15 protein-coding genes, 1 tRNA gene and 2 pseudogenes are annotated in these 14,569 nt (G+C 63.0%); 7 read left to right on the forward strand and 11 right to left on the reverse strand.

Going from position 1 to position 14,569, the window contains the following annotated elements:
• Together LQ956_RS15030 and LQ956_RS15035 are read right to left on the reverse strand one after the other, a co-directional pair.
• A pseudogene (locus tag LQ956_RS15030) lies at nucleotides 1-304 on the reverse strand (nucleotidyl transferase AbiEii/AbiGii toxin family protein); the annotation flags it as partial.
• A 28-nt stretch (nucleotides 305-332) separates the two neighbouring features.
• A pseudogene (locus LQ956_RS15035) lies at nucleotides 333-536 on the reverse strand (nucleotidyl transferase AbiEii/AbiGii toxin family protein); the annotation flags it as partial.
• 87 nt (nucleotides 537-623) lie between these two features.
• Here LQ956_RS15035 and LQ956_RS01730 point away from each other — a divergent pair.
• Nucleotides 624-866: a DUF4351 domain-containing protein gene (locus LQ956_RS01730; RefSeq protein WP_238629260.1), complete on the forward strand. Its 243-nt coding sequence runs from the start codon at nucleotides 624-626 to the stop codon at nucleotides 864-866.
• A 59-nt stretch (nucleotides 867-925) separates the two neighbouring features.
• Here the strand turns inward: LQ956_RS01730 and LQ956_RS01735 are convergent, their stop codons facing one another.
• Nucleotides 926-1,276, reverse strand: a complete 351-nt coding sequence (locus LQ956_RS01735) for a HepT-like ribonuclease domain-containing protein (protein WP_238629261.1) — start codon at nucleotides 1,274-1,276, stop codon at nucleotides 926-928.
• On the reverse strand, nucleotides 1,269-1,559 hold the full coding sequence (locus LQ956_RS01740; protein WP_238629263.1) for a nucleotidyltransferase family protein: 291 nt from the start codon (nucleotides 1,557-1,559) through the stop codon (nucleotides 1,269-1,271). The genes LQ956_RS01735 and LQ956_RS01740 overlap by 8 nt, the downstream gene beginning before the upstream one ends.
• Nucleotides 1,560-1,803: 244 nt before the next feature.
• On the opposite strand from LQ956_RS01740, the gene LQ956_RS01745 reads away from it, so the two are divergent.
• Both LQ956_RS01745 and LQ956_RS01750 read left to right on the forward strand, forming a co-directional pair.
• Nucleotides 1,804-1,995: a DUF4351 domain-containing protein gene (locus tag LQ956_RS01745; protein WP_255721747.1), complete on the forward strand. Its 192-nt coding sequence runs from the start codon at nucleotides 1,804-1,806 to the stop codon at nucleotides 1,993-1,995.
• Nucleotides 1,996-2,005: 10 nt separating this feature from the next.
• Entirely contained in the window at nucleotides 2,006-2,302 is a 297-nt protein-coding gene (locus LQ956_RS01750; RefSeq protein ID WP_238629267.1) for a nucleotidyltransferase family protein, read from the forward strand.
• 61 nt (nucleotides 2,303-2,363) lie between these two features.
• On the opposite strand, the gene LQ956_RS01755 is transcribed toward LQ956_RS01750, so the two are convergent.
• Nucleotides 2,364-2,440 (reverse strand) — tRNA-Arg (locus tag LQ956_RS01755).
• Between the two features lie 173 nt (nucleotides 2,441-2,613).
• Entirely contained in the window at nucleotides 2,614-4,296 is a 1,683-nt protein-coding gene (locus LQ956_RS01760; protein ID WP_238629268.1) for a choice-of-anchor I family protein, read from the reverse strand.
• A 439-nt stretch (nucleotides 4,297-4,735) separates the two neighbouring features.
• On the opposite strand from LQ956_RS01760, the gene mtgA reads away from it, so the two are divergent.
• Nucleotides 4,736-5,479, forward strand: a complete 744-nt coding sequence (gene mtgA / locus LQ956_RS01765; RefSeq protein WP_238622935.1) for a monofunctional biosynthetic peptidoglycan transglycosylase — start codon at nucleotides 4,736-4,738, stop codon at nucleotides 5,477-5,479.
• 12 nt (nucleotides 5,480-5,491) lie between these two features.
• On the opposite strand, the gene LQ956_RS01770 is transcribed toward mtgA, so the two are convergent.
• The 3 genes from LQ956_RS01770 to LQ956_RS01780 form a co-directional block, all read right to left on the reverse strand.
• Nucleotides 5,492-5,821 carry a DUF3634 family protein gene (locus tag LQ956_RS01770; RefSeq protein ID WP_238622934.1) on the reverse strand — a complete coding sequence of 110 codons (330 nt, stop codon included), beginning with the start codon at nucleotides 5,819-5,821 and terminating at the stop codon, nucleotides 5,492-5,494.
• A 34-nt stretch (nucleotides 5,822-5,855) separates the two neighbouring features.
• Entirely contained in the window at nucleotides 5,856-6,995 is a 1,140-nt protein-coding gene (dinB, locus tag LQ956_RS01775; RefSeq protein WP_238622933.1) for a DNA polymerase IV, read from the reverse strand.
• An 89-nt stretch (nucleotides 6,996-7,084) separates the two neighbouring features.
• Complete coding sequence (locus LQ956_RS01780) at nucleotides 7,085-8,035, reverse strand: choline ABC transporter substrate-binding protein (RefSeq protein ID WP_238622932.1); 951 nt, start codon at nucleotides 8,033-8,035, stop codon at nucleotides 7,085-7,087.
• Nucleotides 8,036-8,322: 287 nt separating this feature from the next.
• On the opposite strand from LQ956_RS01780, the gene betI reads away from it, so the two are divergent.
• Genes betI through betA form a run of 3 tightly spaced genes read left to right on the forward strand, consistent with a single transcriptional unit; the run spans nucleotide 8,323 to nucleotide 12,147 of the window.
• The gene (gene betI / locus LQ956_RS01785) at nucleotides 8,323-8,931 is read left to right on the forward strand and encodes a transcriptional regulator BetI (RefSeq protein ID WP_238622931.1); all 609 of its coding nucleotides are present in this window, start codon (nucleotides 8,323-8,325) and stop codon (nucleotides 8,929-8,931) included.
• 37 nt (nucleotides 8,932-8,968) lie between these two features.
• On the forward strand, nucleotides 8,969-10,453 hold the full coding sequence (gene betB, locus LQ956_RS01790) for a betaine-aldehyde dehydrogenase (RefSeq protein ID WP_238629269.1): 1,485 nt from the start codon (nucleotides 8,969-8,971) through the stop codon (nucleotides 10,451-10,453).
• 41 nt (nucleotides 10,454-10,494) lie between these two features.
• Entirely contained in the window at nucleotides 10,495-12,147 is a 1,653-nt protein-coding gene (gene betA / locus LQ956_RS01795) for a choline dehydrogenase (RefSeq protein ID WP_238629270.1), read from the forward strand.
• Here betA and LQ956_RS01800 read toward each other — a convergent pair.
• On the reverse strand, nucleotides 12,144-13,139 hold the full coding sequence (locus tag LQ956_RS01800) for a phospholipase A (protein ID WP_238629271.1): 996 nt from the start codon (nucleotides 13,137-13,139) through the stop codon (nucleotides 12,144-12,146). The genes betA and LQ956_RS01800 overlap by 4 nt on opposite strands.
• A gap of 325 nt (nucleotides 13,140-13,464) precedes the next feature.
• A complete protein-coding gene (gene fba, locus LQ956_RS01805) occupies nucleotides 13,465-14,529 on the reverse strand; it encodes a class II fructose-bisphosphate aldolase (protein WP_238622927.1) in 1,065 nt (354 codons plus the stop codon).
• Between the last annotated feature and the right edge of the window lie 40 nt (nucleotides 14,530-14,569).

Raw genomic sequence — 14,569 nt, forward strand, 5'->3', positions numbered from 1 at the left:
GGTTGAAGAGTTTCCAGCGGATGGCTGGAAGGGTTTGTGCCTGCGGCAATCCGATCGCTTCGAAATCAGGTTCGCCGTCATGCAGGCTGAGTAGGAATTGCGCGGTGTTGTCACACAGGCGACCGCGGATATCGGCGATGAGCCGAACTCTGGTCGCTTCGAGCTCGTCGACGGAGATCGGGATGGTCGTCATGCCGACGAATTCCCTGGCATAGGGTTCGTGCAGATCGCTCAGTCCGGGCGCGAGCAGTTGATGCGTCGGGCGCGGGGAGCTGGCGATCGACCGCCGCATGGAGTTTGCCACCGAACAAATCCTCAAATGACACAACCTGGACGGCGGCATAGCCGAATTCATCTTCGACCGTTGGGGATACGGCGCGGCGTTCAGGATCGTGCACGACGCCACGCGTGACCGGTGAGATTTCAATTTTGACTTCGGCGCCGTCGAGCCGGGCTCGGATACGGGTGGCGCCGCCACTACCACCCTCGATGCGCTGCGCGCGGAGACGCGGAATGCTGGCGTTGGCCGCGTCCATGATCCTGTCGAGCGTCTCGTTGATCTCCCTCAGACTTTCCACTCGGTCCTTGACCCTAACGGCAAGCTGCCGCCTGTCCTGCCGGTGGTGCTCTACAATGGAGAGGAACGCTGGCGCCAAGAGGGCCTTGAGCAAGGCCTGGAGCAAGGGCGTGAGCAAGGTACCCGTCGCATGCTGGCCCGTCTGATCGTCAAGAAGTACGGCGCGATCACCGCATGGGCGCAGACCCGACTCGACCAAGCCGGTCCCGAGCAACTGGAAACCTGGGCTGATGCCATCCTGGAGGCGGAGACGCTTGAAGCCTTGCTGAGCGAGGCGCCCAGACACTGAGTCCCAATGAATGGAAACCCGGCATCAGTCGATGATCTTGACGCTGCCAGGTTTCACGCCTATGTCTCGTCCTTAAGCGCCTTGAGCTTCGGCAAAAGTTCGGGCAAGTCATCCCGGATGATGCTCCACACGGTGTCGTCGTCGATGCCGAGGTAGCCATGGATGAGGCGGTTGCGGGTGGCGATGATCATCCGCCAGGGGATTTCAGGATGGGCGGCCCGGACCTCATCAGGGATATGGGTGGCGGCTTCGCCGATCAGTTCCAGATTACGCAGAGTGGCGTCGTAGGTGAGAGCGCTGGCCACGAAACCGGCTTGGTCGAGGCCGTCGGTGTAGGCGAACACCTTCCCGGAGAAATCGATCATGTCGTCGAGGTAGAAGCGCCACTCGCGCTTCCTGGTATCAGACATTGACTCGCTCCTGTTCAATGTAAGGGCGAAGCTCCGGCCGCAGGGCCTTTTCTGTGACCAAGTCGACCGGGCAGCCAAACATGTCCTCCAAGTAGAACTGCACACCGAAATAACGTTTGGAAGTGGCCGGGCCGTCAAAGGCCACCAACACATCGACATCGCTGCCACTTCCTGCCGTATTACGGGCGGTGGAGCCGAACAGGGCAAGCCGGATCACGCCGAACCGGGCCTGCAACTCAGGCTTGCTGCGGCTTAGCAGGTCAAGGGCACGCCGTCTGTCCATCGCTCAGCCTCCAAAGGCGGATTCATCTTCTGGGCTTTCGCGCACCTGAAACCACTGGGCGCACGAGCGCCATTCAAAACTACCCGGCAATATATTAAACCGGCAATTAAACAAGTATGATTATTTTCAATTTCAAACGAATAAAATCAATAGCTTGAGATTTCAAGTCAAAGACTTTTGATTGCCGGGTTAATAATATCTGCTATCTGGGGGAAGAGCGCTGGAGCAAGGGCTGGAGCGAGGACTGGAACAAGGGCGTGAGCAAGGTACCCGTCGCATGCTCGCCCGGCAGATCGTCAAGAAGTACGGTGCGATCCCCACATGGGCGCAGACCCGGCTCGACCAGGCCGGCCCTGAGCAACTGGAAACCTGGGCTGATGCCATCCTGGAGGCGGAGACACTGGAGGCTTTGCTGAGCGAGGCGCCCAGACACTGAGATCCATCACATGAAGCCCTCTGAAGCCTTGAACTCGAATCGTACCGCGATCCGGCATGTGGTCGAGTCTCACCGCGCCTGCAATGCTCGGGTGTTTGGATCTGCCCTGCGCGGCCAAGACACGGATGGCAGCGACCTGGATATCCTGATTGATCCGACGCCTGAAACGACGCTGCTCGACATCGGCGCAATCCGCCACGAACTCGGCAAGCTACTCGGTGTTCCTGTGGACGTTTTGACCAGAACATGTTGGAAAGGGCGCGAGGGGATGGGCACATTTTGGGCACACAGCAGCACTCCCATGTGACCAGGCAACAAAAAAGCCGCCCAGGATATCCTGTAAGCGGCTGTTTTTGTTCTCTATTTTATGGCGCGCCCGACTGGATTCGAACCAGTGACCCCTGCCTTCGGAGGGCAGTACTCTATCCAGCTGAGCTACGGGCGCGTGAAAAAGGATGTTAGCACGTTTCAGGGCGAATGTGCGCTGGGAAACGTCGCCTGCCGATGCGGGAAATTTCGACTGCGGCAAGGTGGCGCAGGATAGCCTAAACCGGTCCGGGTTCCAAGGGGGTGGCCTGAGGAAGGGGGGATCCGCGTTGGATCCCCCCTGGTGCAAAATCACTGGGCGGCGGGAACCACGTCGATGGCGAAGACCGTCGTTGTGCCGCTGACCTCGTTGCCCACCAGCAGCAGCGCCCGACCCTGGGCATCAGGGCTATCGGCGGCCGGGATGAAATGCAGGCCTTCGGCACCCAGATCGGTGGTGGTCAGGGCCTCCGGCGTATTGGGCAGACTGAAGTCCCGGTTGTTGATGTATTGCACAAAGACGGTCTGCTCCGGCTCGGTGATGTCGTAGACCATCACGCCGCCCACGCGTTCCAACCCGACAAAGGCATAGACCCGACCATCCACCTCGCCAATGGCGATCCCTTCCGGCTCCGGCCCCTTGTCGTCGGAACGGGTGTCGAAGCTGTTGTTTTCGCTGTTGTTGGCATTGAAATCGTCGGGATACAGCGCCGCGGTGGTTTCCTCCATCTGCGATCCGGTGTCGTACACCTTGACCAGTCCCGTCTCGGTGACCCGGAAGATGGACATGGACCGCGCACCGAAGGCGTAGAGGGTGTCATAGACGCAATCCTGACGCACGTCGGTTGCCTTGCTGGACGGATCGCAGTCGTTGCTCACTCCCAGCGTGGAGGTCACCCGCAGGCGTCCCAGCTGTTCATTTTGCTGCAGCTCCGCCGCGTTGGGGAAAGCCGCCGGGGCGAGCTGCAGCTGACCCACCCTGAACTCCTCGGTCCAGCCGCCGTAGTCCCGGGCATCCCCTTCGTTGGCGGTCAGGATGTAGGCTTGCCCCCCGGTCTCGTAGAGACGGATGGTATCCGGCTGATAGACCCCAAGGACGGGCCAGTGAAGGATATGGATGCCGCCGTCACGGTCGCTGGCATCAAAACCGTTACCGGCCCATTCACCGCTTTCCGACCAGTCCTTGAAGCCCAGAGGCAGGATGGCCGTCACCGTGGCCGTGGCAATGTCCACCACGGCAATGGCATTGTTCTCCTGCAGAGACACGTAGGCGGTGCTTGAATCGGCAGAGACTTCCACCCACTCCGGCTCGAAGTCCTGGGCAGCGGTGGCGCCGGGGCCGAAGATCCTCACGCCGGCGGCGCGCAGTTCGTCCTCCCGGCCATTCCAGGCCCTGAAATCCACCGTACGTACGGTAGCCAGATCCGCACCGTCGCTAAGATCGATGATGGACACGGACCCTTCGGGGTCGATCGTATAGTCGTCGTTGGGCTCACCCTCGTTGGCCACCAGCACATAACGGCCGTCGGGAGAAAAGGTCAATGCATCCGGCAGGGCGCCTGCTTCCACTACGTTCAGCCGATTGCCATCGGCGTCAAAAAGGGCGACCGAGCCGTTATCGGTACGCACATTGGCTTCCACAGCCACGGCGACAATGCCGTCTTTTACCGCCACACTGTTGGCGTCGGCGCCGATATCCGAGACGTCGATGGCAAACAGCCGGGCCGGATTGGCCGGATCGTTCATGTCCAGCACGTCCACCTGGCCACTGGCGGCATTGATCACGAAGGCACGGCGGCTTTGCGGATCATAGGTCACGATCTCGGCTGCACTGCGGGCATATTCTCCGCTTTGATACTGGCCGAGCACCGACAACTCTACCGTGCCATGACCCGACTGATCATCTGCGCTGTTGGAAGATGAGTCACAACCGGACATCAGCATGGTAGAGCCCATGATCGTTGCCAGGGCAGAGGCTAACAGGGCGCGTTGCATGGTCGGTATCTCCTCGAAAAATGAGGAGTGTCTTTTCCCACCGTTAAAGACTGATCAAGAAAGCATGAAAATCGAATGACAGGCGTGGATATGCCCAGGAATATGCACAGCATGGGAAATACCTGATGCAGCGACATGGAACCCATCAGCCATGCTCAGGCATGGCCGGCAATAAAAATAAAAGCATTTAAAATCAAATAATTAAAAATTTGATCATTTCATGACCAATTTAGCAGCCCCCTGTTCTCATGCGCCCTCGACCCGGTTTCCGACATGCTCTCCACAGACTTATCCACAGCATTTGTGGATAGTCGGCATTTTCCCTCTGATGCCGAGCATTTAGCCGCTTCGCGGGAGAATCCCCATGAGCTACCGCCGGTCAGTGGGATATCGGCACGCACGGCTTCCGATCCGGGCTGGAAATTGAGATAGTTCCCGGGTGCGAAAATACCCGTCCAAACCCCGTCGCCGGCCCCTGTGGGGGCGCCTGCTGCGCTGGCTCCTGGCGAGCCTGGTGGCGCTGGTGCTGCTCAGCGCCCTGATCGTGGGCAGCCTGCGGTGGGTGGACCCTCCTACCACCGCCTTCATGCTGCAACACCAGTGGTCCTCCCGCCCCGCCATCGGCACCATCCCGGTCAACCACGAGTGGGTGCCCCGGCAGCAGATTTCCGCCCAGGCGGCCCTGGCCGTGATCGCTGCAGAGGATCAGCGTTTTCTGGATCACCGGGGATTCGATTTTCGTTCCATCCGTGCCGCCATTGACGAATACCGGGACGGGGGACGTCTGCGCGGTGCCAGCACCCTGTCCCAGCAGGTGGCCAAGAACGTATTCCTGTGGCCCGAGCGCAGCCTGACCCGCAAGGTGACCGAGGCCTACCTGACCGTTCTGATCGAGGCCCTCTGGCCCAAGGAACGCATCCTGGAGGTGTATCTGAACGTGGCCCAGTTCGGACCCAATGTCTACGGGGTGGGGGCGGCCAGCCGGATCTACTTCGATAAACCGGCGGCGGAACTCACGACCAGGGAAGCGGCACTGCTGGCGGCAGTACTGCCCGGACCGGTGCGATACCGGGTGGCCGCCCCCTCGGACTATGTCCGTGCCCGGCAGGCCTGGATAGAACGCCAGATGGGCTACCTGGGCGGCACCGGCTTTCTGCAGGGGGTTTGGGACACTGCGCCCTGATCCGAAGCGGTCTTACCCGGCGGCCCGATGACCGCCGCCGCCGCCGTCCGTGGGCGGTGTCCAGACATTGCGAAAAGGCTGGTGTACATGGGCCGGGATCTCACGGGAGAAGCGCAGTTGCACCCCGTGGGCGGTCCGGACGCCGCTGATGCGCCCTTGGGTGAGACGATACATCCGCGCCACCTCATCGCAGCCACGCAGGAAACCGGGTGGCGAGGTCCCCCGCAAGGTCCGCGCCCTGCCCTTCTCCAGCGTGATGACGAAGGCGGTACGGGCATGCCACAGCAGCAGTACCAAGCCCAACAACAGGATCAACAGCATCACGGCAAGGGTCAACAGCATCGTTTTCTCGTTCGGTCGTATTGGCTCAACATCATCAGAGTGGCAGCTCCATCTGCGTGCCCCCGTCGGCCGACGCATCCTCGTCACCGAAACTCAGTCCCGACACACGCACTCCCAGCAAGCGAAGCCGCTGCTCCAGGGGCACCCGGCGCAGGCATTCCCCTGCTGTCCGGCGGATATCCATCGCCTCGGACACCGGACGTGCCAGGGTAATGTCACGGGTAAGGGTGCGGAAGTCCTCGTAGCGAAGCTTGATACCCACCGTGCGGCCCCGGCAGCCCTTGCGGGCCAGATCCTGGGACACCCGCACACACAGGGCTGTGAAGATCTCCGATAGTTCGGCCCGATCCTGACGGGGATGCAGATCCCGCTCGAAGGTGGTTTCCCTGCTGACCGAACGGGGCACCGAAACGGTTTCCACCGGCCGATCATCAATGCCCCGAGCCGCCTGATGCAACCAGGCCCCGTAGGTGGGTCCGAACTGCTCCCGCAGCAGGCCGGGGCCGCAGGCAGCCAGATCTCCCACTGTCATGACACCCAAGGCTTCCAGCCGGACCGAGGCCTTGGGACCGATGCCGTTGACCTTGCCCACCGGCAGAGGCCAGATCCGCGCCGGGATATCGTTCATAGCCAGCAGGGTGAGGCCATCCGGCTTGTCCAACTCGGAACACAGCTTGGCCAGAAGCTTGTTGGGGGCGATGCCGATGGAGCAGGACAGGCCCGTGGCATCACGAACGGCCTGCTTGAGCCGCTGCCCCAAGGGCCCGGATGCGCCGGGGACATGGGTCAGGTCGATGTAGATCTCATCAATGCCCCGGTCTTCGATGCAGGGGGCGATGGCGGCCACCGCGGTCTTGAAGCGCCGGGAATAGTCCCGGTAGGCCTCGAAGTCCGGCGGCAGCAGGATGGCCTCCGGGGCCTTCCGGGCCGCCTTCATGAGTCCCATGCCCGAGGAGACGCCCAGGGCGCGGGCCTCGTAAGTGGCCGTGGTAACCACCCCGCGTCCGGCATACTCTCCCAGCCGGGCGGCGGCGGCCTGTCCGGGCTCCCCCAAGGCGCGGCGGCGACCTCCGATCACCACCGCCTGACCGCGCAACTCCGGATGACGCAGCAGTTCCACGGAGGCATAGAAAGCATCCATGTCCAAGTGGGCGATGCGGCGCGGAGCAGTCATGGAGGCTGAAGATAGCCGATAACCCCCCGGAACGTCTGCACCCGGCTGGCGTCGCTGTTCGCCGGCAGGCCGGCTTGGAGGGCGGAGAACTACTCGGCCGTCGCCGCGGCGATAGCCTGGGCCACTGCTGTGAGGGCATCTTCACCGTCCCGGGTAGTGACGCCGTCCAACCAGCCTTCCAGGACATCAGGATTTTCCTGCAACCAGGCGCGGGCCGCCACCTTGGGGTCCACGTCCCGATTCATGATCTGGTCCATGAGATGGTTTTCCATCTCCAGGGTAAAGGAGAGCTGAGTCAGCAGACGTCCCACGTTCGGACACTGGGCCGTGTAGCCGGTACGCACATTGGTGTGCACCGTGGCGGCACCGAAGTCCGGGCCGAAATATTCATCTCCGCCCTCCAGGTAGGCGATGTCGAACCGGGTATTCATGGGATGGGGCTCCCAGGCCAGGAATACGATCCATTCCTCGCGGGCGGTCTTGTGACGCACCTCACCCAACATGCCGGCCTCACTGGACTCCATGAGACGAAAACGCCCCAGATCGAAGGCATCGTCATCCATCATTTGCTGAATGATCTGATTACCGTCATTGCCGGATTCGATGCCGTAGATGCGCCCGCCGAACCGGCGCCGGTGCTCCGCCAGATCACTGAAATGGGTCACGCCGGCATCATGCACATACCGGGGTACCGCCAGGGTGTACTTGGCCCCTTGCAGATTGGTGGCAATGGTCTCCACCGTACCCCGCTCCAGATAGGGCTGGATGATGCTGGCCATGCTGGGCATCCAGTTACCCAGGAAGACATCAAAGTCATGGTTCTCCAACCCCGCATAGGCGATGGGGACGGACACCGTGAGGCTGCGGGTGTCATAGCCCATGCCTTCCAGAACTACCTGGGCAGTCGCCGTGGTGGCGGTGATGTCGGTCCAGCCTACCTCTGCGAACCGCACCTGTGCGCATTCAGCGGGTTCGGCAGCCTGGGCAATACCGGTCAGGGTCATGGCGGATACGGTGATTGCGCTCAGCAAACGATGCATGTTGACTCTTCTCCTCATTCGCCCCGGAACGGGCGTGACATTTTGGATGTTCTGAGTAAGTCATTCCCGCCTTCGCGGGAATGACGGCGGCTCGCGAGTGTGACGGAAGTTCATGGGAGCATTGGAGGTTCGCGAGAGTGATGACAAGGAACTGGTTCAGTGTTGCCTTTTCAGAGTGCCCAGTATCTGCTGACAAATCAACCCTGATTGAACGATCAATCAAACTATAATTGAACGATCATTCAATCTGATTTAGAGTGAAATATACGCGCCTACTGGAGCCCATAATGCAATCATCCCTCATGGCGGCCGGACGACGCCGACAACTGATCAGCGCCACACTCACAGCAATTCACCAGTACGGCATGGCGGATGCCACCATTGCACGTATCGCACGCCTGGCGGGGGTATCCACCGGCATCATCAGCCATTATTTCGGGGACAAGGCGGGGCTGATGGAGGCGACCATGCGCCATCTGCTTCAACAGTTGGGGGAGGCGGTGGCAGAACGGCGCCGACAGATTCCTGCGGAGGATGTTGCCGGCCATGTGAATGCCATCATCGACGGTAATTTCGACTCCAGCCAGACCAATGTGGCCGCCATGCGGGCCTGGCTGGAGTTCTGGGCCGCCAGCATGCATCAGCCCTCCCTGCGCCGCCTGCAGCGGGTTAACGAACGGCGCCTGTATGCCAACCTGTGCCACCAGTTCCGCAAGGTCATGCCGGCGGATCAGGCCCGGGATGCCGCCCGGTCCGTGGCCGCCCTCATCGACGGTCTCTGGCTGCGGGGCGCCCTGACACCGGCAGGCATCGATATCGAAGCCTGCCGGCGACTGGCCAGGGACAATGCCCGGGCCTGGCTGGGGCAGCACGTACCCCAGGATTTCCGGACGTAAGCAAACCCTTCCCATCCGCAGAGCACCGGGAGAACCCATGCCCCACACCCAGCCCGCCTTTGAAATAATCCAGGGCAGTTACGTCCATGGACAACGTATCCAGGTCCAGGAGGGCCCCTGTTTCGATACCATCAACCCGGCCACCGGGCAGACCGTCGCCCGTATTCAGGCGGCGGATCAGGCCTTGGTGGACGAGGCCGTGCGCTCGGCGGCGCTGGGCCAGAAAGCCTGGGCCGCCATGCCCCCGATGGCCCGCAGTCGCATCCTGCGCCGGGCGGCGGATCTGCTGCGCGACCGCAACGAGGCCCTGGCCACCCTGGAGACCCAGGACACCGGCAAGCCCATCAGCGAGACTGCCAGCGTAGACATCCAGACCGCCGCCGACGCCCTGGAATATTTCGCCGGACTGGCCATGGGGCTGGAAGGGGAACAAATCCCCCAGGGCGAGCAGGCCTTCATCTACACCCGCCGGGAACCCCTGGGGGTATGCGCCGGCATCGGCGCCTGGAACTACCCCCTGCAGATCGCCTGCTGGAAGGCGGCCCCGGCCCTGGCCGGCGGCAACGCCATGGTCTTCAAACCCAGCGAACTCACCCCATTGAGCGCCCTGGCGCTGGCGGACATCTTCACCGAGGCGGGTCTACCGCCGGGTGTCTTCAACGTGGTGCAGGGAGACGCGGAAGTGGGTCGGGCCCTGACCCATCACCCCGATATCGCCAAGATCTCCTTCACCGGAGAGGTGGAAACCGGCAAAGCGGTGATGGCCGATGCCGCCCGTAGCAGCCTCAAGCAGGTCACCATGGAACTGGGGGGCAAGTCGCCGCTGATCATCTTTGCCGACGCGGATCTGGAGCAGGCCCTGAACGCGGCCCTGATGGCCAACTTCTACAGCAGCGGCCAGATCTGCACCAACGGTACCCGGGTCTTCGTGGAGGCCTCCATCCGTCAGGTCTTCCAGAGCCGCCTGCTGGAACGCATCCGGCACATCCGCGCCGGGGACCCGCTGAACCCGGCCACCACCCTGGGACCGGTCATCAGCGAGGCCCACTGCGAGCAGGTCATGGGCCGCATCCGACAGGCCCGGGAAGACGGCCTGCACTGCCTGATCGGCGGGGAACGACTGCGCCCCGACGACGCCCCGGAGGGGGCTTTCGTGGCACCCACCGTGTTCGCCGACTGCCCGGATGACCACCCCCTGGTGCGCCGGGAGATCTTCGGCCCGGTGATGGTGTTGCAGTCCTTTGAGGATGAAGCGGCCGTCATCCGGCGGGCCAACGACACCCGCTACGGCCTGGCCGCAGGCGTATTCAGCCGGGATCTGGCCCGGGCCCACCGGGTGATCCACCAACTCCAGGCAGGCATCTGCTGGATCAATACCTACAACCTGTCACCGGTGGAGATGCCGGTGGGCGGCTACAAGCTGTCGGGTATCGGACGAGAAAACGGGCGCGCCGCCCTGGAGCACTACACCCAGCGCAAGTCGGTGTACGTGGAACTCGGCACGGTGGACAGCGTGTTCTAACCCGGAGGGAGACCCACCCCTCATCTGAATCCGGAGCCCCCATGCAGGACATGACCTACGACTACATCATCATCGGTGCCGGTTCCGCCGGCGCCGTACTGGCCTCCCGGCTGACCGAAGACCCGGACACCCGGGTGCTGCTGCTGGAGGCCGGCGGACGGGACTGGCGGGCGGACTTTCGCACCCAGATGCCGGCCGCCCTGGCCTATCCCCTGCAGGGCCGTCGCTACAACTGGGGCTTTCAGACCGAACCGGAACCCCACATGAACGGGCGACGCATGGACTGTGGCCGCGGCAAGGGCCTGGGCGGATCGTCCCTCATCAACGGCATGTGCTATATCCGCGGCAATGCCCTGGACTATGACCACTGGGCCGCAGACTTCAGCCTGCCGGGTTGGGACTATGCCCATTGCCTGCCCTACTTCAAGAAGGCGGAAAACAGGGACATCGGCGCCGACGCCTATCACGGCGACCAGGGTCCCCTGCAGGTGACCACGCCCCGGACGGACAACAACCCGCTCTATCAGGCCTTCATTCAGGCGGCCCAGGAGGCCGGTCATCCCCACACACCGGACGTGAACGGCTATCAGCAAGAGGGCTTTGGCCCCATGGACCGGACCACCACCCCCCGAGGGCGCCGTTCCAGCACCGCACGAGGCTACCTGGACCTGGCCCGCCCACGGCCCAATCTGCGCATCCTGACCCATGCCCTCACCGAGCAGGTACTCATCGAAGGGCATTCCGTCCAAGGGGTCAGCTTCATCCACCGGGGTCGGCGCCGACATGCCTATGCCCAGCGGGAAGTGGTTCTCTGCGCCGGCGCCATCCTCTCCCCGGCGGTGCTCAAACGCTCGGGGATCGGTCCGGCCGCCGAGTTGGAGACCCTGGACATCCCGGTGGTCCATGACCTGCCGGGCGTGGGCGAGAACCTGCAGGATCACCTGGAGATCTACATCCAGTATCAGTGTCGCCGCCCCGTCACCCTCTACCCGGCCTTGAAATGGTGGAACCAGCCCTGGATCGGCGCCCAGTGGCTGTTTTCGGGCCGTGGCATCGGCGCCAGCAACCACTTCGAGGCCGCCGGCTTCATCCGCAGCGATCCGGCCTTCCAGTGGCCTAATCTCCAGTACCACTTCCTGCCCATCGCCATCAATTACAACGGCACCCAGGCGGTGGAGGCCCACGGCTTCCAGGCCCATGTAGGCTCCATGCGCTCTCCCAGCCGGGGCTGGATCCGCCTGGCCGGCAAGGATCCGCGCCTGGCCCCGCGCATCCGCTTCAACTACATGAGCCACCCCCAGGACTGGCGGGAATTCCGGGATGCCATCCGTCTCACTCGGGAGATCATGGCCCAGCCGGCCCTGTCGCCGTACCTGGGGCGGGAGCTGTCCCCCGGCAGTGACGTCCGTTCGGAGGCGGCGCTGGATGCCTTCGTGCGCGAGCACGGCGAAACCGCCTACCACCCGGCGGGCTCCTGCGCCATGGGGACGCCGGCGAACCCCATGGCGGTGGTGGACGGCGAAGGGCGGGTGCTCGGAGTGGAGGGTCTGCGGGTGGTGGATGCCTCCATCATGCCCCGCATCATCACCGGCAACCTCAACGCCCCCACCATCATGATGGCGGAGAAGATCGCCGACCGGATGCGGGGACGGGCGCCGTTGCCGCCGGAACACATGCCCCGAAGGGAAGGCTAGTAGAGGTCGCTCAGGGCCAGCCCGAAACCCAGGGTGTTCTGGCGCCAGTTGTAGTCGATCATGCTCTCCCCATAACCGCTGAAGACCTGGGCATAGGCCCGCAGCGGCCCCAGTACCGGCGGAGTCATCCAGGTGGCCTGCACGGCACCCTTGCCAGTGCTGGGGCGGCCTCTGAGCATCAGGGTGTAGCTGTGGCCGTCTCGCCGCCAGAAAGCGGTCAGGTCACCGTAGCCCAGATAGTCGGTGATGTCCGGGTTATCGTCCCGGTTGCCGCTTTCCTGGACTCGGTGCCAAAGCCGGGCACTGAGGACCAGGTCATCCCGCTCCACGGCCACCTCGGCAAAGAGCCGGTCCCAGCTACGGGACAGGGGCTCGGCCCGGCCGTTGGACTGATGGTTGTAGCCCACATTGAGCAAGCGCCAGTGGAAGCCTCCCAGGGACAGGTCCGGTCGGTAGCTCAGGATCAGCTCCGGCATGTAGTTGGTTTCACGAAAAGGTCGTGACACCCCGTCCCGGTCGTTATAGACCTGCCACTGACTCTGCTGGGTATAGGCGCCCCACAGGCCCCAGCGGCGGTCTTCCGAGGCCCAGAGCCGGGTCTTGAAGCTGAACTGGAACTTGGCCTCCACCGAATCCAGTTCCACCCGGTCGGCATCAGTCAGTTCCATCAGGGGCGAAAAGGGCTGTTCGTTGGGGCGGTCGGTGTAACGGGCCGGCAGCAGGTAGCTGGGGCGGTGGGAGGCAATCACGTAGCGACTGCTGTCAGGGGCAAAACCCCAAGCGGTATCGATGTGGGAGGCCGGCCGGCGGACTCGGGCGAGATCTCGCGCTGCCTCGCCGCCAGGCAGTGCCAGGATTCTGGATGGCGGCGGCGACACACCGTCCCCGTCTGCAACGGGCTGTTCGGCCAACCGGTCGTAGCAGGCCAGGCGGGCGAGATCGTCGGTGATGCCGGTACAGGACTGAAGGGCCTCGGCCAGCGGAGTCGCCAACGCCGTAACCGGCAGGAGCAGGAGAGGCAGAACACGTGCGAGGGGACGAGGGCTGGGTATACGCATGTAAGGATCCAGGGATACGGACACCCTGCGCTCCCGTGAGGAGAGAAAGGGTGAAGAGGAACGGTGTACCGGTTACCGGCACTTTAGCAGAACCGCTCTCCCCTCACCCCAACCCCTCTCCCGCAAGGGGAGAGGGGCTTGTCGGTTGGGATGTTCTGAGCAAGTCATTCCCGCGCAAGCGGGAATCCAGTCACGACCTGGACATCCGTCACTCCCGCGAAGGCGCGAGTGGCAGCAGGGGACTTGTTCAGTGTTGCCTTTACTGCACCTTGGGCGCCAGCTCGCCGGACTTATAGCGCTTGACCATGGCTTCCAGGCTCAAGGGCTTGATCTTGGAGGCCATACCGGCACAGCCGAAGGCCTCGTAGCGGGCCTTGCAGATGTCCTTCATGGCGGCGGTGGAGACCTTGAGGAACTTGCGGGGATCGAATTCCTTGGGGTTTTCCGCCAGGAACTTGCGGACGGCGCCGGTAGAGGCCATGCGCAGGTCGGTGTCGATGTTCACCTTGCGCACACCGTGCTTGATGCCTTCCTGGATCTCTTCCACCGGCACACCGTAGGTCTCGCCCATGTCACCACCGTACTCATTGATGATCTTGAGCCAGTCCTGGGGCACGGAAGAAGAGCCGTGCATCACCAGGTGGGTGTTGGGGATGCGGGCGTGGATCTCCTTGATGCGCTTGATGGCCAGGATGTCGCCGGTGGGCGGGCGGGTGAACTTGTAGGCGCCGTGGCTGGTGCCGATGGCGATGGCCAGGGCATCCACGCCGGTCTTCTTGACGAAGTCGGCGGCCTCGTCCGGGTCGGTGAGCAGCTGGTCATGGGACAACTGGCCTTCGGCGCCGGAACCGTCTTCCTCGCCGGCCATGCCGGTCTCCAGGGAACCCAGGCAGCCCAGTTCCCCTTCCACGGACACGCCCAGCCAGTGGGCCATCTCGGTCACCTGGCGGGTCACTTCCACGTTGTACTCATAGGTGGAAGGCGTCTTCATGTCGGGCATCAAGGAGCCGTCCATCATCACCGAGGTGAAACCGGACTGGATGGAGGCCAGGCACACCGCCGGTTCGCCGCCGTGGTCCTGGTGCAGCACGATGGGGATGTGGGGATACTGTTCCGCGGCGGCGATGATCAGGTGACGCAGGAAGGGCTCACCGGCATATTTGCGGGCACCGGCGGAGGCCTGGATGATCACCGGGGCATCCACCTCGTCGGCGGCCTGCATGACCGCATGTACCTGTTCCATGTTGTTGGCGTTGAAAGCGGGCATGCCGTAACCATGCTCGGCGGCATGATCCAGCAGCTGTCTCAGAGAAATCAGGGCCATGAAGGACCTCCTGTGGGTTGTGGTCTTCGAATCGTTTTAC

This window comes from Ectothiorhodospira lacustris (assembly GCF_022227845.1).
GTDB classification, from domain to species: Bacteria; Pseudomonadota; Gammaproteobacteria; order Ectothiorhodospirales; family Ectothiorhodospiraceae; genus Ectothiorhodospira; species Ectothiorhodospira lacustris.

Bases quoted from the DNA above. Each gene is read 5' to 3' on its own strand.
- LQ956_RS01735 (WP_238629261.1), bottom strand. From the start codon at position 1,276: ATGTCTGATACCAGGAAGCGCGAGTGGCGCTTCTACCTCGACGACATG.
- LQ956_RS01740 (WP_238629263.1), bottom strand. From the start codon at position 1,559: ATGGACAGACGGCGTGCCCTTGACCTGCTAAGCCGCAGCAAGCCTGAG.
- LQ956_RS01750 (WP_238629267.1), top strand. From the start codon at position 2,006: ATGAAGCCCTCTGAAGCCTTGAACTCGAATCGTACCGCGATCCGGCAT.
- LQ956_RS01760 (WP_238629268.1), bottom strand. From the start codon at position 4,296: ATGCAACGCGCCCTGTTAGCCTCTGCCCTGGCAACGATCATGGGCTCT.
- LQ956_RS01770 (WP_238622934.1), bottom strand. From the start codon at position 5,821: ATGCTGTTGACCCTTGCCGTGATGCTGTTGATCCTGTTGTTGGGCTTG.
- dinB (WP_238622933.1), bottom strand. From the start codon at position 6,995: ATGACTGCTCCGCGCCGCATCGCCCACTTGGACATGGATGCTTTCTAT.
- LQ956_RS01780 (WP_238622932.1), bottom strand. From the start codon at position 8,035: ATGCATCGTTTGCTGAGCGCAATCACCGTATCCGCCATGACCCTGACC.
- betI (WP_238622931.1), top strand. From the start codon at position 8,323: ATGCAATCATCCCTCATGGCGGCCGGACGACGCCGACAACTGATCAGC.
- betB (WP_238629269.1), top strand. From the start codon at position 8,969: ATGCCCCACACCCAGCCCGCCTTTGAAATAATCCAGGGCAGTTACGTC.
- betA (WP_238629270.1), top strand. From the start codon at position 10,495: ATGCAGGACATGACCTACGACTACATCATCATCGGTGCCGGTTCCGCC.
- fba (WP_238622927.1), bottom strand. From the start codon at position 14,529: ATGGCCCTGATTTCTCTGAGACAGCTGCTGGATCATGCCGCCGAGCAT.